A 16,108-nucleotide genomic window follows, 5' to 3' on the forward strand; every position below is an offset into this window, starting at 1 on the left:
ATGGGGACCAACCAGCCGCCGGGCCCGCGGGCGAGCGCGGCGGAGGTCCGGGATTTCGGGCTACTTGGTGACGGCTTCGGCCGAACCGGCCTCGCCGTCCGTCGAGGTTTCGGGCGGCGGGTGCTGGGCTCGCGGCCAGGACTTGATCACCGCATGCACCAGGGTCGCCAGCGGGATGGCGAAGAACACCCCCCAGAGCCCCCAGATGCCGCCAAACACGAACACCGCGGCGATAATCGCCACCGGGTGCAGGTTGACCACCTCGGAGAACAGCAGCGGCACCAGCACGTTGCCGTCGAGGAACTGGATCACCCCGTAGGCGATCAGCACCCAGGCGAACTCGGAACTCAGGCCGAACTGGAAATAGGCGACCGCGGCCACCGGGATGGTCACCACCGCCGCCCCGATGTACGGGATGATCACCGAGATGCCCACCATGAACGACAGCAGCACCGCGTATTCCAGCCCGAACCAGTTGAAGGTCAGGAAGGTGACCGCCCAGACGATCACGATCTCGATGAACTTGCCGCGCACGTAGCTGGCGATCTTCAGGTTCACCTCGCGCCACACCTGGCTGGCCAGGTGGGTATCCCGGGGCATGAACCCGCGCACCCAGCCGAGGATCAGGTCACGGTCCTTCAGCATGAAGAACACCATCAGCGGGACCACGATCAGGTAGATCACCACGTCCACGATGTGCCGCGCCGAGGACAGCGAGAAGGACACCACACGCTGCCCCAGCAGGGTCGCCTCGGCGCGGATCGCCCCCATCAGCTCGAGGACCTGTTCGTCGGTAATCAGCTGCGGGTAGCGCTCGGGGAGCTGCAGCAGCAGCTTCTGGCCCTCCGAGATCATGCCCGGCAGCTCGCGCACCAGCTGGGTCACCTGGGCCGACATCAGCGGCACCACACTGAACAGCGCCGCAACGGTCAGTGCCAGGAAGGCCAGCAGCACGCAGGTGACCGCGAGGATACGCGGGATGTGCCAGAGGACCAGCCTCCGTACCGCGCCCTCCAGCAGGTAGGCAATGATCAGCGAGGCCAGCAGCGGCGCCAGGATACGCCCGGCAAAGATGATGACCAGGAATCCCGCGAGCAGCAGAAACGCCAGGATCACCACCTGCGGATCGGTGAAATGACGCTGGTACCACTGACGCAGGATGTCGATCATCGCGACGCTCCTCCCGCCTCCGGGTCATCCCCGTCCGCGGAACGGGTCGGGTCCTGGGCCACCGCCTTCTCGTAATGGGTACGGAAGACGACCTCCAGCTCGTCGATCACCTCCACCGCCGGGCGCCCCTGCATCACGTGCTGGCCCATCAGGGCCGAGGTCTCGTTCAGCAGCTTGGAGCGATCCAGCATGTGGTAGGTCGCCGACAGGCGGCGCATGGCCTTGATCACCGACTCGCTCTCCGGCCGCGGAATGGGCTCCGGCTCGGGCACCGGCTCCGGTGCGGGGGCCGGCGATTCCTGCTCCAGAAAGCGGGCAAACTTCAGCAGGCTGGCCTGGTCCTCGGGCGACAGCCGCGCCGCGATCTCGGCGATCGCCCGCGCCGGGTCCTCGCGGCCCTTCTTGCGCGCGCCCCCCAGCACCGAGCCGAGATCACCTCCCGACAGACCGCCATCGCTGCCCATGCCCAGTGGAGGGATCATCCCTCGTCCTCGATCTTCAGGCTGAATACCGGCATCTTGCGGCGCTCCTGCATCAGGCCCAGCGCCTTCACCAGCGCCACGATCACGTCCTCGGTCACCTTCTGCATCTCGCCCCATTCCACGCGCGCCTCGCCCAGGAGTTCGCCCATGTTCGGCGGCGGGTTGTGACGCGCCTCCATAATGATGTCCTCGAGCATCCCGGGCTTCATCTCGGGTCGAAACAGCATGCCATAGGTCAGTTCGTCCGGCCGGATCGCCAGCCAGTCGCCGTCGTCGTCCACCAGCACCGGCTGCACGCCGTCCGGCAGGTCGACCCGGCCATTGACCAGTTGCAGCACCCGTCGGCCATCCAGGGCCTCGGCGAGTTCGTCGCCCTCGCCCGCCGCGGTCTTGTGTGCGGTCACGAAACGCGCGCGATACATCGGGTCCTCGTGCGCGGTGCCACCGGCCTGCTCGGCCACCAGCAATCCGCCCATGCCGATCCCGACTACCGGGCGCTTCGAACGGCGAAAGATGTCGATCAGCGACAGCTCGTCCGGGACCTGCGGGTTCTCCTCGTGATCCGCGGTCGGCCAGGCGCCGCCCAGCAGCCACAGCCCGTCGAACTGGGCCGCGGAACCGGGCAGATCCTGCCCCACGAACGGCCGATAGTAGGAAAAGCCAATATCGCGTTTTTCCAGCTGTGACTCGATCAGTCCGAGAAACTCGGAATAGGTATGCTGCACTACGCAGTAGTTCTTCATGTCGCGTCTATCCTGATTTTGTATTCGGGGCCGGGCGAGGGAAACACGGATCGGGGCCGGCTCGCGGCGGCGTCACTCCGACCGGCGACCCAGGCGCATGACGGCGGTGCCGTTGCCCGGCACCGCGTACCTCAATCCCGGTTTTCCTCTGCCGTGCAGTATCCGCGCAGGAACTGCATCAACACCTCCAGCGTGGGCACGCGGAACTTCTGCCGCGCGTGCACCAGGGAGATCGGCCGTTCCAGCGGCGGTGACAGTGGCAGTGCCACCAGTTCGCCCAGTTCCAGCTCCTTGGCCACCACCGCCTCGGACAGCACCGAAAGCCCCATACGGGCCACTACCGCGCCCTTGATCGCCTCCGAACTGCCCAGTTCCATGCAGCCCCGCAGGCTGCTGCGGTCGTACCCGGCGCGCCCAAGGTACTCCATGATGACCTCGCGGGTCCCGGAACCCTCCTCGCGGCATATGAATGGACGCTCGATGAAGTCCGCGACGCGGACGCTCTCGCGCGTGGCCAGTTCGTGATCCGGCGGCACGATCAGGCGCAACTGATCGACCAGGCAGGGCTGCACCTGCAGGCTGCGGTGAGTCACCGGGGCCTCGACAATGCCGAGATCCACGCTGCCCTCCTCGACCATGAGCACCACGCTCTCGGTATTGCCCACCCGCAGGCGGATGCCGATATCCGGATGCTCGCGGCGAAAGGCCCCCAGCAGGGCCGGCAGCATGTACTCCGCCACCGTGGTACTGGCCCCGATCACCAGCGCCCCGCCATTCGCGCCCTTCAGCTCGCGCAGGGCGGCCTCCAGCTCGCCGTAGGTGTCGAAGATGCGTTCGGCATAGCGCTGCACGAGCCGCCCGGCATCGGTCAGTGTGACCCGATTGTGATTGCGATCGAACAACCGGGTATCCAGCTGTTCCTCCAGCTGCCGCACCTGGAAGGTCACCGCCGGCTGCGTCATGTGCAGCACCTCGGCGGCGCGGGTGAAGGACAACAGGCGCGCAACCGTTAGAAAGACCTGCAACCGCCGATCAGCCATGCCGCCCCGTCCTGGAGAATAAAGTCCGTACCATCCCCGGATGCTACCAAGCCCCCGCGACGGGCAACAGCGACCCGCCGCCCGGATGCATCGGCCCGGATTATGCCCCCGCCCGCGCGAGAAACGTCTATAAGGGAATCACGACATCATGGCGCAAGCCGAAGGAACCGGAATGGGGGCATCCCCGTACCACGCCTGGTCGCATGGGCGCTCGCAAGGCATCCACAAGCGCTGGAGGGTCGCCGGGACTGCCGCCGCCGCGCTCCTGATGGTACTGGTCACCCTGCTGGTCTATCAGACCGGCGGCACCTCCACGGCCTATCTCAACTTCATCCTGATCCCGGTGCTGCTGGGGGCGGCCCTGTTCGGCCTGTGGGGCGGGCTGGCCTTCGGGCTGCTGGCCGGCCTGCTCCTAGGGAGACGCTGATTGAATCGCACGTCCGCGTTGGCGCCCCCTGTTTTCCGAGACAAGGCGCGGCGTGCAGCGGGTAGTGGTTCTACCCGCAAGCGGCGCAACGCAGGATCGGGGAACAGGGGGCACCAACCCCACAAGCCATCGAAATCAGGGGCTCGGCCGCTTTTGCGCGCGCACGGCGTTGCGGCTCCCTTGTGCAGAATGACTGCACGGCAGTCACCGCGCCTTGTTCGCACGCAAAAGCGACTCGAGCGCGGACGTGCGATTCAATCAGCGTCTCCCTGGGGCCCTTCATGCCCCTGGACACCACCACCGGGGCGGCCCAGCCCGCCCTGAACTGGCTCACGCGCACGGGCATCTACGTGGTGCTGGGCGGCTTCTCCGGCTGGCTCTTCGACACCCTGCGGCGGCATTCCGGCCGTCTGCTGGAGCAGGCCTACACCAACCCGGTAACCAACCTGCCCAACCGCGAGTCGCTGGAACAGTACGTCCAGCAGCTGATGCGCCAGGCGGAGGCCCCGCAGGCCGCCGCCACACGGGTGTTCGTGATCAGCCTGCAAATGGACAACTACCAGGACAGCATCAGCGCCCTGGGCCTGGCCGCCGAGCGCCCCCTGCTGCGCGGCATCGCCGACCGCATGCAGGGCGTGGCCGGTCCTGCCGGGGCCGATGTGTTTCATATCCACGACGACCACTTCGCGCTGATCCTGCCGCACCGCGGGCGCAAGGAGGCCCTGGCGGTGACCCAGGCCGTGATCGACGCCCTGCAGGCCCCCTTCGAGGTCTTCGACATCCCGGTGTATCTCGGGGCCCACGCGGGGATCTCGTCCTTCCCCTTCCACGAGCAGGACGAGCCAACCCGGCTGCTGACCAAGGCCTGGATGGCCATGCACCAGGCGAGCCATTCGGGCCGGCGCTACCGCAGCTATGACCGGCGCAGCGACGACCACAGCCTGCATACGGTCGAGCTCCTCGGCGAGCTTCAGGGCGCCCTGGACGACGGCCAGCTGCACCTGCACTACCAGCCCAAGGTGGACCTGGAGACCCGGCAGCTGATCGGGCTGGAGGCCCTGCTGCGCTGGGAACACCCCACGCGCGGCCGCATCTCGCCGGGCGACTTCATCCCGCAGGCCGAGCGCACCGGACTGATCCACGAGCTGACGCGCCGCGTCCTGCGCCTGGCCCTCGCGGACCTCGCCACCCTGCGCGAGCACGGCCTGGCCATGCCGGTCAGCGTGAACATCTCCGCACGCAATTTCCTCGACCCGGCGTTCGCCGATCATCTGCTGGAACAGGTACACGCCTCCGGCCTGCCCCCCTGCGCCCTGGAACTCGAGTTCACCGAGACCGCCCTGATGGCCGATCCGGACGAGGTGATCACCGCCCTCAACCGCCTGACCGCCGCCGGGCTCGCGCTCGCCATCGACGACTTCGGCACCGGCTACTCCTCGCTGGCCTATCTCAAGCGGATGCCGGTCACCACCCTCAAGATCGATCAGGCCTTCGTGCGCCAGATGCTGGAACACGCGGTGGATGCCCAGATCACCCGTGCCAGCATCAGCCTGGCCCGCGATCTCGGGCTGAAGGTGGTGGCCGAGGGGGCCGAGGACGCCGCCACCCTGGACACCCTGCAACAATGGGGCTGCGACGCGGCCCAGGGCTTCGGCATCGCCCGGCCGATGCCGCTGGATGCGACGCTGGCCTGGGCCCGCGAATGCGGCGTGGCGCCCCGGGTCCGGGCCCACTGCGCCCCCGGGGCCAACTGAGCGCGCCGCGGCAGACCCGGTTTTCCCTTGCACCGGCCCCGGGGCTGCGCTATAGTCCGCCGTCTTTCTGGTAGACCCAAATTCCGGAGTCCCCCGATGGCCCGAGTATGTCAGGTGACCGGCAAGCGCCCGGCGACCGGTAACAACGTTTCGCACGCCCACCGCAAGACGCGGCGGCGCTTCCTGCCCAATCTGCACTCCCACCGTTTCTGGGTGGAGAGCGAGAACCGTTTCGTACGCCTGCGCGTCAGCAGCAAGGGCATGCGCATTATCGACAAGCGCGGCATCGACGCGGTCCTGGCGGACTGCCGTGCCCGCGGTGAAAAGGTCTAAGGAGGCTTCACGATGGCTGCCAAGTCCGCACGCGACAAGATCCGCCTGGTGTCCTCCGCCGGCACCGGCCACTTCTACACCACGTCCAAGAACAAGCGGAACATGCCCGAGAAGATGGAGATCAAGAAGTTCGATCCCGTCGTCCGCAAGCACGTGATGTACAAGGAAGCCAAGATCAAGTAATCGCGCCTCCCGGCACGATTGCCTGATCCCGGGCGAAAAAGGGCCCGGCCCGCTCACGCGGTGCCGGGCCCTTTTTGTGTCTGCGTGTTGTGTCTGCGTGGCCGGAAGCCCCGGATGCACCGCAACGCGTACCCGGGGCCTATCCTCAAACGGGATCCGGCTGACCACCCTTCCCGGATGCCGCGCTGCCCTCCGCGGCGGTCTCCGCCCAGCGCGTCATCACGCGCCCCCAACGATGCGCGGTCGCCGGGTCCAGTTCGATCTTGGTATAACGTTCGCCATCGCGGATAATAACCCGCAGCAACGGAACCCCCGAGTCGTGCAGGATCTGACGCAACTCCACGACTTCGCCAAATGGCGCATCAATCGAATCCATGGTGCGTGTGTTCCTCCCGAGCCGGCCTGCCGCACTTCGTCGTGGCCGCCCATCCGTGATTGATCGTGTTCACCTGACGCAAGCATGCAACCAATTTTTGTCGGCCGGCAACCCATCTTCGACGATCAGGAGAACCTGATCGGCTTCGAGCTCCTCTTTCGCGCGGGGCACATGGATACCGCCTCGGTCACCGACGGCGACCTGGCCACCTCCGATCTCCTGCGCAGCGCCTTTATCGACATCGGGCTGGAGCATCTCGTCGGCGAGCACCTGGCATTCGTCAATCTGACCCGCGGCTTCCTCGAGCACGACGTCATCACCAGCCTGCCACCGGAGCAGGTGGTGCTGGAGATCCTCGAGGATGTCGAGATCGACACCGAGGTGGTCGCCGCCGTGCGACGCCTGAAGGCCCGGGGCTTCCGCATTGCGCTCGACGACTACCAGTTCCAGGAGAGCCACGCGGAACTGGTCGAGCTGGCCGATCTCGTCAAGCTCGACGTGCTGACCCTGGGCCGCGAACGCCTGGAGCAGGAAGTCGACACCCTGCGCGGCTTCGGAGTGGAACTGCTGGCCGAGAAGGTCGAGACCGCCGAGGACTATGCGCGCTGCCGACACCTCGGGTTCAGCCTGTTCCAGGGCTTTCACCTGTCCTTCCCCCACGTGATCGAGGGGCAGCGCCTGGAGAGCCTGGAGCTCGCCCTGCTGCGCCTGCTGAAGGCCCTGCAGGCACCCGATCCCACGCCGGCCGAACTGGAGAGCCTGATCGCCGCCGAACCGGGGCTGGCGATCCAGTTGCTGCGCCTCGCCAACAGCCCGGCCTACCGGGGCCGGCGGGCCACGGACTCCCTGTACGACGCGATCCTGCGGCTGGGCCAGGGGCGAATCAAGCGCCTGGCGATGCTGATGGTCCTGCGCGGCGCCGACGGCCAGAGCCACGGTCTCGAACAGGTCATGATCCGCGCCCGCATGGGCATGCTGATGGCCCGCGCCCTGGGCCTGCCCCCGGAGGAATGCGAGCGCTATTTCACGCTCGGCATGCTGTCCGGCCTGGACCGGGTGCTGGGTGTGCCGCTGCGGCGCATCCTCGGCGAACTCCACCTGTCCACGGAGATGGAACAGGCATTGCTGGAGGGGAGCGGCCCGCTGGCGCCGCTGCTGGCGACCATTGCCGCCTTCGAGGGCCCCGCGCTGCCGCCCGACAGCGCGAATGCCCCCGTCCCCGCGCCGGTCTCCAGCCGCCTCTACCTGGAAGCCGTACGCTGGACCGAGGACCTTCTCGCATCCCTGGCGGAGCCCTAGACGATGCCCCTCACCCTGCGCAGCCAGCTGATGCCGGAAGCCGCGACAGGCCCCGACACGGGGTTGCGGATCCGGCTGCGCGAGCCCGCAGGGATCGAGGCCGCGCGCGGCACCCTCGAGATCCATCCGGGCCTGAGCCCCCTGGCACCGGATGACTATGTCGAATACTGGACCGCCCCCGGCACACCGCGCTCATCCCGCGAGGGCCCCGTGCACCTGCTGGAACACGACGATGTGCTGTTTGCGAGCTGGACCGGCCCGGACCACGGACTGCGGGAGCAGACCGAACAGGCCTATCAGTCGCTGCTGGCCGCCTGCCGCACGCGCGGCTACGAACACCTGGCGCGCATCTGGAACTTCTTCGGCGATATCCACGGCGAAGAGGACGGACTGGAACGCTACCAGGCGTTCTGTGTCGGGCGCGCCGCCGCCCTGGAGGCCCTGCAGGTCCCGCTGGCCAGCATGCCGGCCGCCACCGCGATCGGTGGCGACCGGCGCCAGCTGGTGATCTACCTGATCGCCACCCGGACACCGGCGAAACCGCTGGAGAACCCGCGCCAGGTCAGCGCCTACCACTACCCGGCGCGCTACAGCCCGAAGAGCCCGACCTTTGCCCGCGCCACACAACTGGATACGGCCGACGGCCCGCTGATCCTGCTCTCCGGCACCGCCAGCATCGTCGGCCACGAGAGCCGGCACCCGGACGACGTAGTGGCCCAGGCGCGCGAGACCCTCGCCAACCTCCAGGCCCTGCACAATACCGCCGGGCGCAAGCTGCCCCGGCCGTCCTGGTTGCGTGTCTACCTGCGCCGCCCGGAGGACCGCCCCCGGGTCGCGGCCGTGCTGGCGGAACACTACAACGCGGCCCACCCGGGTCCGATCGTGCAGTGGGTGCGCGGCGACATCTGCCGCCGCGAGCTGCTGCTGGAGATCGAGGGCGTGCATGCCTGAACTGCCCGAGGTCGAGACCACCCGACGCGGACTGGAACCCCTGCTGGCCGGGCGCCGCATCACCGCCTTCGAGGTCCGCGAGCCACGCCTGCGCTGGCCCGTCCCCGAAGACCTGACCAGGCGACTGACCGACGCGCAGGTCCACCGACTGGCCCGCCGGGCCAAGTATCTCCTGCTGGAGACGGATCGCGCCGGCGTGCTGCTGCACCTGGGGATGTCCGGCAGCCTGCGCTACTGCCCGCCGGAGACACCACTGCGGCGCCACGACCACCTGATCGTGCACCTCGACAACGGCTATCAGGTCCGACTGCATGACCCGCGCCGCTTCGGCTGCTGTCTGCCGCTACCGGACGACGGCACCCCGCATCCGCTCCTGGCTGAGCTCGGCCCGGAACCCCTGGACCCCGCATTCGATGGCGACACCCTCTTCCTGCGCAGCCGCGGCCGCCGTGGCCCGGTGAAGGCCTTCATCATGGACCAGGCCATCGTGGTCGGGGTCGGCAACATCTACGCCACCGAGGCCCTGTTCCTCGCCGGCATCCGGCCCGGTCGCGCGGCCGGCCGGGTCACCCGCGCGGAATACCAGCGCCTGGCCGCACACATCAAGGCCGTACTGGCCGAGGCCATCGAGCAGGGCGGGACCACCCTGCGCGACTTCCTCCGCGAGGACGGTACCCACGGCTACTTCCGCCAGTCCCTGCACGTCTACGGCCGCGCCGGGGAACCCTGCCACGTCTGCGCCGATGTACTGCGCACCCGCCGCATCGGCCAGCGCGCCAGCAGCTACTGCCCCACCTGCCAGAAATAGCCGCCCGCTGTGGCCTGGAGGCCGCGAAAGGCTTTTTTACCACAGAGGGCACGGAGGACACGGAGAAGGGCGGGTCACAGGAAGACAGGAAGCTCGCGAAGGTTTCTTCTGGTATGGAGTGTGATCGCGGTCATACCAACCCTCGAGAAGCGGAGAGCCTGGATATCACCCAGGACAAGACCGATTGCCAGCCCACTACAAACCGCCCTTGGTCTTCTCCGTGCACTCGGTCTCCTCTGTGGTGCAAAAATGCCCTTGACCTTCTTCGTGCCTTCGTGGTGAATCAAAACGACCGCACCAAGGCACATTGCCGCCGGCTCGCCCGGTTCAAAGGTAGCGCGAGACGCGGGGCACGGCGTCCAGCAGGTGGCGGGTGTACTCGGCCTTCGGGCTGGCCAGCACCTCCTCGGTGGCGCCGATCTCTTCCATGCGTCCGTCGTGCATCACCAGCATGCGATCGGAGAAGTACTCGACCACGCCCATGTCGTGGGTGATGAAGATCATCGCCAGACGCCGCTCGGCCCGCAGCCGGGCAAGGATCTGCAACACCTCGGCCTGCACCGACACGTCCAGCGCACTGGTGACCTCGTCGCAGATGATCACGTCCGGATCCAGCACCAGGGCCCGCGCGATCGCGATGCGCTGGCGCTGACCGCCGGAGAACTCGTGCGGATAGCGCCACAGGGTATCTTCCGGCAGCGCCACCTGCTGCAGGACCTGCCCGGCCAGGGCGATGCGTTCGTCCACGTCCGCCCCGATGCCGTGCACCGCCATCGGCTCGGTCAGCAGCGTCAGCACGTTCAGGCGCGGATTCAGGGACGAGGCCGGGTCCTGGAACACCACCTGCAGGTGGCGCCGCAGTCGGCGCAGGGGCTTGCGCGGCATGCGGGTCAGCGACTCGCCGCGGTAGCGGACCTCGCCACCGGTCGGTTCCACCAGGCGCAGGATGGCCCGGCCCAGGGTGGTCTTGCCACAGCCGGATTCGCCGACCACCGCCAGCACCTCGCCGTTCTCCAGCTCGAAACTGACATCGTCCACCGCGCGCACCACGTCGACCTGGCGGCGCATCAGCCCCTTGAGCACCGGGAAGTGCACCTGCAGCCCGGAGACCTGCAGCAGCGCATTGCGTCCGGCGCCCGGCACCGGCGGCAGCGGGGGCAGATTCTCCGGCAGGGCCTGGATCAGCTTGCGCGTATAAGCATCCTGCGGGTCGCGCAACAACGGCAGGCACTCGCCCTGCTCTACCAGACGCCCCTCGCGCATCACCGCCACGCGGTCGGCCACCGAGGCCACCACCCCGAAGTCGTGGGTGATCAGCAGCACCGCCATGCCGTTCTTCTCGCGCAGGCGGTCGATCAGCTTCAGGATCTCGGCCTGGATGGTCACGTCCAGCGCGGTAGTCGGCTCGTCCGCGATCAGCAGGTCCGGCTCCGCCACCAGCGCCATCGCGATCATTACCCGCTGGCGCTGCCCGCCGGAGAGCTTGTGCGGATACTCGTCGCGGCGCTGTTCGGGGTTCGGCAGCTGCACCTCGCGCAGCACCTCCAGCGTGCGCGCGGCGCGCTGCTCCGGGCTCATCTGGGGGCGGTGCAGACGCAGCACCTCCTCGATCTGATCGCCCACGGTCAGCACCGGATTCAGCGAAGTCATCGGCTCCTGGAAGATCATCCCCACTCGGTCGCCGCGTACCTGCTGCATCGCCGGGGCTGGCAGCCCCAGCAGTTCCTGGCGTCCCTCGCGCCCGGCCAGCCAGACCTCGCCCGTGGGGCGCTCGAAGCCCTCGTCCAGCAGGCGCATGATCGCCAGCGCGGTGATCGACTTGCCGGAACCCGACTCCCCGACCAGCGCGAACAGTTCGCCACCGCGGATGGCGAAGCTCGCCTCCGCAACCAGCGGTGCCTCGCTGTCACGGTGACGGATCTGCAGGTTGCGCACCTCCAGCATGTTCAGCGCACCCCGCCGCTGGTCGCGCTGGTGGCACCGGCCGCCGGACGCGCGCCGGCATCGCGATTGGCACTGCGCGCGGCCGAGCGCGCGTGCGGGTCCACGGCGTCGCGCAGGGCCTCGCCGATCAGGTTGTAGGCGAACACCGTCAGGAAGATCGCCCCGCCGGGGAAGGCCGCCATCCACCAGTTGAAGGTGGAACTCTGTACCGCCTGGTTCAGCATCTGCCCCCAGGAGGGATCATCCACCAGACCCAGGCCGAGGAACGATAGCGTCGCCTCGGCGAGGATGGCCGAGGCGACCCCGAAACTGGCCGCCACCAGGATCGGCGCGATCCCGTTCGGCAGCATGTGCCGGAACAGGATCGACGGCAGCGACAGCCCCGACGCGATCGCCCCCTGCACGAAGTCCTGCTGGCGCAGGCGCAGGAACTCCGCGCGCACATAGCGCGCGTAGCCGGACCAGGAGGTCAGGCCGATGATCAGCATCATCAGGTACAGCGAGCGACCGAAGAAGGCGACGAAGGTCAGCAGCAGGAACAGCGTCGGGATCGCCTCGAAGATCTCCACCAGGCGCATGCCGATGATGTCCACGATCCCCGAGAAGTAGCCCATCAGCCCGCCCAGGATCACCCCGATCCCCAGCGCGATCCCGGTGGCGATGAAGCCGATGGACAGCGCGATGCGCGAGGCGTGGATCATGCGCGAGAGGACATCCGCACCGGTGTCGTCAGTGCCGAACCAGTGCACCCGATCCGGCGCCTCGCGCGGGGCCTCCAGGCCGGTATCGGCATAGTCGCGCAGGTAGTCGCGCGGCGAATACGGGATCGGGGCGCGAATCACAGTCTGGTATTCGCCCATGCGCTCGGCCTCGCGGTACTGATCGTGGATCACCAGCGACGGCGGCGAGACCGTCTGCCAGGCCACCGCGGCCAGCACCGCGCCCAGCGCGGCCCACAGCCCGAAGCGTCGCCAGGGCCGCCCGGGCAGGCGCCAGAAGACCAGCGCCAGCACCAGCAGACCGAACAGCGTCACGTCGGCTGCCGTCAGATAGCGCAGGAAGGGCATCGCCCACTCGCCGTCGGTGGTCTGCACCAGCAGCGGATGGGAGGTCGCCAGCACCGGCGCGAGGATCGCCACCAGGGTCAACAGCGCGATCCAGCCAATCCCGAGGCGCGCGCCCCAGCGCAGCAGGACCTCGCCCACCACGCGCCGCGCCCAGGAGCGGCTGCGGCGACCCCCGGTTTCCGGATGGCGGCTCGGCTCAGTCATAGTTCACCCGCGGATCGACGATGGCGTAGGCGAGGTCCGCCAGCAGGTAGCCGACCAGGGTCAGCACCCCGGAGATCAGGGTGATCGACAGCACCAGTTCGCGGTCGCGCGTCTGCACGGCCTCCACCGCCAGCTTGCCCATGCCGTCAATGGAGAAGATGGCCTCCACGATCACCGACCCGGCCAGCAGCGAGGGCAGCAGGGTGGCGGACACGGTGATCAGCGGCAGCAGGGAGTTGCGGAACACGTGGCGCCACAGCACGTCGTGCTCGGCGACCCCCTTGGCCCGCGCGGTGCGCGCATAGTCCGAGGTCAGGTTCTCCAGCACCGCCGAGCGCGACAGCTTGGCCAGGAACGCCAGCCCGCCGTAGGACAGACACAGCACCGGCAGCACCAGATGCCAGGCCCGATCCAGCAGGAAGCCGGGCACCATGCTGCCCGGCGCCAGTCCGAGGGCCAGCGCAAGCCCCGCGCCCAGCCCCAGCGTGCCCAGATAGAAGCCGCGCAGCACCCCCCAGTCACTGTGCGCCATCAGCCAGCCGACCGCGGCGCCGACCCCCATGGCGACCCCGGTACTGACCGTCCCGGCAACGGCCAGGTCGCGGAACATCAGCCAGCCACACAGGGCCCCGAGCACGGCCCCGAGCCCGCCACGGATCCGCGCCGGCAGGGTTCGCGCCAGGTAGATCCCCAGGGCCGCGCCCAGAAACGGCAGGACCAGCAGCAGCGGCAGGGCCCACACCACCTCCACCGTCGGCAGGAAGGTCATGTCCAGTGCCGCGCGCTGGCTGATGCCCCCGGTGGGAAACCACTGCCAGAACTGGTCGGAGGCGAAGAAGCCGATCAGCAGCACGCCCGCCAGCATGGTCGGCACCGACCACAGCGCCAGCAACACCACGCCGGATTGCGAGTCGAAGGCCTGGCCGTGCTGGGTGGCCGCGCGCACCCCCACGGCCACCGCGACGATGTAGATCAGCGGGATCGACAGCACGTTCAGCAGCAGCGTAATCGGCAACCGCTCCGCGATCAGGTCGACCACCGGGCGGCCGTAGCGAAAACTGGTCCCCAGGTTGGGCGCCTTGAAGTGCGGCCATCCGGTCAGCGAACCGTCCGCGTCCTGGGCGAATCCGATCGGCGAGATGTTGTTGAGCCAGCGTCCGAACTGCACCGGCGCCGGTTGATCCAGGCCGTAGAGGCGGTTGTAGTACTCCTCCATCGCCTTCTGCGCCTGCGGCTCCAGGCCCTGCCCCTCCACCAGGGTCAGGGCGCTGATGCCCCCGGGCGCCGCCGCCATCACCGCGAACACGACCACGGTGATGCCGAACAGGGTCGGCACCATCAGGATCATGCGGCGCAGGATATAGGTCAGCATCCCGCGCGCCGCCTGCCGATCGGTTCCACTACGTGGCCCATGGGCGACTACTGTCCGTAGCGCTGGAGTTCGAAGGGCACGTAGATCTCCAGCGGCACCGCCCCGAGGTTCAGCCCCAGCGCGGTCTGTTCCAGGTTCTGGATGCGCCGGTCGATGAAGGCCAGCGTCTGGCGCCGCATCAGGAAGGTGTAGGGCTGGTCCTCGTGCAGGATGCGCTCGGCCTCGCGCCACAGCTCCATGCGCGCCGGCTCGTCCACCTCGCCGCGGGCCGCCTCGATGATCGCGTCCAGCTCGGGGTTCTGGTAGTGGATAAAGTTATCGCCGCCGGAAACGGTCTGGCTGGAGTGGAACATCTGGTAGATATCCACCTCGACGCCACTGGTCCAGCCCAACGTGATGGCGTCGAAGTCCTGGCGACTGAGCTTTTCCAGCATCACCGACCACTCGGTCGGCTGGGGCCGCATCTCCACTCCGGCACGCGCATAGAGATCGCGCAGGAACAGAGCGATGCGGCGGGTGTCCTCATTGTCCTGGAAATACGCCAGCTCGAAGGAGAACGGCTCGCCGTCCTCGTTCACCAGCACGCCATCCCGGTTACGCTCGCGGTAGCCGGCCTCGGCGAGCAGCTCCAGGGCCCGCTCGACATCAAAGGGGATCGGTTCGAGATCCGGATTGTGCTGATCGCTGCGCGGCGAGAACGGCGAGATCGCCCGCTCGGCATACCCCAGCATGACCTCCTCGATCAGCCGGTCCACGTCGGTCAGGTAGCTCATCGCCTTGCGCACCCGCGGATCGGCGAAGCGCGTTGGCTCGCCGTTGCGCTGCTGATTCCAGGCGATATAGGAATAGCCCGCCGTCGGACTCATGTACTCGTGAGTGTCCGCGCGTTCGCGCAGCGCCTCATCGTCACGTAGCCGGGCGTATTCACGCGGCCGCGCGCCGTAGACATCGATATCCCGGTTGCGGAAGGTGGTCAGGCGCGCGCTGTCGTTCTGGATTACGCGCCAGACCAGGCGATCCAATGGCGGCTCGATCGGACCCCAGTAGCGCGGGTTGCGCTCCAGCTCGATGCGCCCGGCGTCCGGCGTCCAGCCGGTCGGGTCCTCCAGCCGGTAGGGGCCGGAACCGAGCAGGATGCCGCGCGACTCGTTGAAGGTCTCGGGGTCCTCCAGGTAGCGCTCGTAGAAATGCTTCGGCAGCACATCGAGCCCCCCGGCCACCCGCATCGCATCGAAGAACGGTTCCTCGAACACGAACCGTACCGTGCGTTCGTCCACGGCCTCCACGGCCTCGACCTTCTCCAGGAACGCGCGCGACCGCGGCACCGCGATGGCATCGGTCATCAGGAAATCGAAGGTGAACTCGACGTCCTCCGCGGTCAGTGGCTCGCCATCGGAAAACTGCGGCCCCGAACGCAGGCGGAAGGTCAGCTCCGTCCCGCTGTCGTCGAATTCCCAGGACTCGGCCAGCAGACCCTGCCATTCCAGGGTGTCCGGATCGCGAACCACCAGCGACTCCAGCACATAGTTCTGCACCTCGGAGGCATAGGCATCCGAGGACACATACGGCGTAATGGTCGCGAGCCCCGTGCCAAAGGCCTGCACCAGCCAGTCACCCTCGGCGTAGTCCTCCTGCTCCGCGGCCCGTGCCGCGCGGCGGAAGGCCGACGGGACCGCGTCCGCCCGCGGGGCCTGCTCGGCCTCCATGCCGGCGAAACGTCCCGAGGCCAGGTCCGACTCCAGCCCCTGCAGGCTGCGCCGCAGCGCCCGCAGGTCCCGAGCCTGCTCGCTCATGGTGTTCTGCATGGAGGCCATGCGCTGCCACTGGCGGTCGATCTGGACCATCACCAGCAGCAACAGGATGCCCAGCACGATCAGGGTCACGATCCAACCGAAATGACGACTCACAAGACCTCCGGGTTGTTGCGCTGGCCGCCCGCCACACTGTTTTCGGCA

The 16,108-nt window shown here is 68.0% G+C and carries 14 protein-coding genes and 2 pseudogenes; 7 read left to right on the forward strand and 9 right to left on the reverse strand.

Going from position 1 to position 16,108, the window contains the following annotated elements:
• Positions 1–60 precede the first annotated feature (60 nt).
• From C996_RS0110905 to C996_RS0110920, 4 genes are all read right to left on the reverse strand, one after another.
• Positions 61–1,170 (reverse strand): AI-2E family transporter, encoded by a 1,110-nt coding sequence (locus tag C996_RS0110905; RefSeq protein WP_018867479.1) that lies wholly within the window; start codon positions 1,168–1,170, stop codon positions 61–63.
• A complete protein-coding gene (locus tag C996_RS0110910) occupies positions 1,167–1,652 on the reverse strand; it encodes a hypothetical protein (RefSeq protein WP_019583982.1) in 486 nt (161 codons plus the stop codon). Before C996_RS0110910 ends, C996_RS0110905 begins: the two co-directional genes overlap by 4 nt.
• On the reverse strand, positions 1,649–2,395 hold the full coding sequence (locus C996_RS0110915) for a type 1 glutamine amidotransferase (protein WP_018867481.1): 747 nt from the start codon (positions 2,393–2,395) through the stop codon (positions 1,649–1,651). Before C996_RS0110915 ends, C996_RS0110910 begins: the two co-directional genes overlap by 4 nt.
• A 131-nt stretch (positions 2,396–2,526) precedes the next feature.
• On the reverse strand, positions 2,527–3,435 hold the full coding sequence (locus C996_RS0110920; protein ID WP_018867482.1) for a LysR family transcriptional regulator: 909 nt from the start codon (positions 3,433–3,435) through the stop codon (positions 2,527–2,529).
• A 172-nt stretch (positions 3,436–3,607) separates the two neighbouring features.
• Here C996_RS0110920 and C996_RS0110925 point away from each other — a divergent pair.
• The 4 genes and pseudogenes from C996_RS0110925 to rpmG all read left to right on the forward strand — a co-directional run.
• Positions 3,608–3,847: pseudogene (locus tag C996_RS0110925) on the forward strand (diguanylate cyclase); the annotation flags it as partial.
• A 284-nt stretch (positions 3,848–4,131) separates the two neighbouring features.
• A pseudogene (locus C996_RS0110930) lies at positions 4,132–5,616 on the forward strand (putative bifunctional diguanylate cyclase/phosphodiesterase); the annotation flags it as partial.
• 96 nt (positions 5,617–5,712) lie between these two features.
• Positions 5,713–5,949 (forward strand): 50S ribosomal protein L28, encoded by a 237-nt coding sequence (rpmB, locus tag C996_RS0110935; protein WP_017941409.1) that lies wholly within the window; start codon positions 5,713–5,715, stop codon positions 5,947–5,949.
• Positions 5,950–5,961: 12 nt separating this feature from the next.
• Positions 5,962–6,132: a 50S ribosomal protein L33 gene (gene rpmG, locus C996_RS0110940; protein WP_017941410.1), complete on the forward strand. Its 171-nt coding sequence runs from the start codon at positions 5,962–5,964 to the stop codon at positions 6,130–6,132.
• Between the two features lie 145 nt (positions 6,133–6,277).
• On the opposite strand, the gene C996_RS0110945 is transcribed toward rpmG, so the two are convergent.
• A complete protein-coding gene (locus C996_RS0110945; protein ID WP_018867485.1) occupies positions 6,278–6,508 on the reverse strand; it encodes a hypothetical protein in 231 nt (76 codons plus the stop codon).
• An 84-nt stretch (positions 6,509–6,592) separates the two neighbouring features.
• Between C996_RS0110945 and C996_RS0110950 the strand changes: the two genes are divergently transcribed.
• The 3 genes from C996_RS0110950 to mutM are packed head-to-tail and all read left to right on the forward strand — an operon-like array spanning position 6,593 to position 9,566.
• Positions 6,593–7,807 (forward strand): EAL and HDOD domain-containing protein, encoded by a 1,215-nt coding sequence (locus C996_RS0110950; RefSeq protein WP_018867486.1) that lies wholly within the window; start codon positions 6,593–6,595, stop codon positions 7,805–7,807.
• 3 nt (positions 7,808–7,810) lie between these two features.
• Positions 7,811–8,758: a hypothetical protein gene (locus tag C996_RS0110955; protein ID WP_018867487.1), complete on the forward strand. Its 948-nt coding sequence runs from the start codon at positions 7,811–7,813 to the stop codon at positions 8,756–8,758.
• The gene (gene mutM, locus C996_RS0110960) at positions 8,751–9,566 is read left to right on the forward strand and encodes a bifunctional DNA-formamidopyrimidine glycosylase/DNA-(apurinic or apyrimidinic site) lyase (RefSeq protein WP_018867488.1); all 816 of its coding nucleotides are present in this window, start codon (positions 8,751–8,753) and stop codon (positions 9,564–9,566) included. Before C996_RS0110955 ends, mutM begins: the two co-directional genes overlap by 8 nt.
• Before the next feature lie 327 nt (positions 9,567–9,893).
• Here mutM and C996_RS0110965 read toward each other — a convergent pair whose 3' ends face one another.
• From C996_RS0110965 to C996_RS0110980, 4 genes are read right to left on the reverse strand one after another with little or no spacing between them, the layout of a single operon-like run.
• Positions 9,894–11,510 carry an ABC transporter ATP-binding protein gene (locus C996_RS0110965; protein WP_018867489.1) on the reverse strand — a complete coding sequence of 539 codons (1,617 nt, stop codon included), beginning with the start codon at positions 11,508–11,510 and terminating at the stop codon, positions 9,894–9,896.
• A 2-nt stretch (positions 11,511–11,512) separates the two neighbouring features.
• The gene (locus tag C996_RS0110970) at positions 11,513–12,781 is read right to left on the reverse strand and encodes an ABC transporter permease (RefSeq protein WP_018867490.1); all 1,269 of its coding nucleotides are present in this window, start codon (positions 12,779–12,781) and stop codon (positions 11,513–11,515) included.
• Positions 12,774–14,153: an ABC transporter permease gene (locus tag C996_RS0110975; RefSeq protein ID WP_018867491.1), complete on the reverse strand. Its 1,380-nt coding sequence runs from the start codon at positions 14,151–14,153 to the stop codon at positions 12,774–12,776. The genes C996_RS0110970 and C996_RS0110975 overlap by 8 nt, the downstream gene beginning before the upstream one ends.
• Before the next feature lie 47 nt (positions 14,154–14,200).
• Positions 14,201–16,060 (reverse strand): peptide-binding protein, encoded by a 1,860-nt coding sequence (locus C996_RS0110980; RefSeq protein ID WP_018867492.1) that lies wholly within the window; start codon positions 16,058–16,060, stop codon positions 14,201–14,203.
• Between the last annotated feature and the right edge of the window lie 48 nt (positions 16,061–16,108).

This window comes from Thioalkalivibrio sp. ALE25, from assembly GCF_000377285.1.
Classification (GTDB): domain Bacteria; phylum Pseudomonadota; class Gammaproteobacteria; order Ectothiorhodospirales; family Ectothiorhodospiraceae; genus Thioalkalivibrio.

Excerpts from the sequence above, each read along its gene's own strand:
- C996_RS0110915 (WP_018867481.1), bottom strand. The coding sequence starts at position 2,395 with ATGAAGAACTACTGCGTAGTGCAGCATACCTATTCCGAGTTTCTCGGA.
- mutM (WP_018867488.1), top strand. The coding sequence starts at position 8,751 with ATGCCTGAACTGCCCGAGGTCGAGACCACCCGACGCGGACTGGAACCC.
- C996_RS0110945 (WP_018867485.1), bottom strand. The coding sequence starts at position 6,508 with ATGGATTCGATTGATGCGCCATTTGGCGAAGTCGTGGAGTTGCGTCAG.
- C996_RS0110950 (WP_018867486.1), top strand. The coding sequence starts at position 6,593 with ATGCAACCAATTTTTGTCGGCCGGCAACCCATCTTCGACGATCAGGAG.
- rpmG (WP_017941410.1), top strand. The coding sequence starts at position 5,962 with ATGGCTGCCAAGTCCGCACGCGACAAGATCCGCCTGGTGTCCTCCGCC.
- rpmB (WP_017941409.1), top strand. The coding sequence starts at position 5,713 with ATGGCCCGAGTATGTCAGGTGACCGGCAAGCGCCCGGCGACCGGTAAC.
- C996_RS0110920 (WP_018867482.1), bottom strand. The coding sequence starts at position 3,435 with ATGGCTGATCGGCGGTTGCAGGTCTTTCTAACGGTTGCGCGCCTGTTG.
- C996_RS0110905 (WP_018867479.1), bottom strand. The coding sequence starts at position 1,170 with ATGATCGACATCCTGCGTCAGTGGTACCAGCGTCATTTCACCGATCCG.
- C996_RS0110910 (WP_019583982.1), bottom strand. The coding sequence starts at position 1,652 with ATGATCCCTCCACTGGGCATGGGCAGCGATGGCGGTCTGTCGGGAGGT.
- C996_RS0110965 (WP_018867489.1), bottom strand. The coding sequence starts at position 11,510 with ATGCTGGAGGTGCGCAACCTGCAGATCCGTCACCGTGACAGCGAGGCA.
- C996_RS0110955 (WP_018867487.1), top strand. The coding sequence starts at position 7,811 with ATGCCCCTCACCCTGCGCAGCCAGCTGATGCCGGAAGCCGCGACAGGC.
- C996_RS0110975 (WP_018867491.1), bottom strand. The coding sequence starts at position 14,153 with ATGCTGACCTATATCCTGCGCCGCATGATCCTGATGGTGCCGACCCTG.
- C996_RS0110970 (WP_018867490.1), bottom strand. The coding sequence starts at position 12,781 with ATGACTGAGCCGAGCCGCCATCCGGAAACCGGGGGTCGCCGCAGCCGC.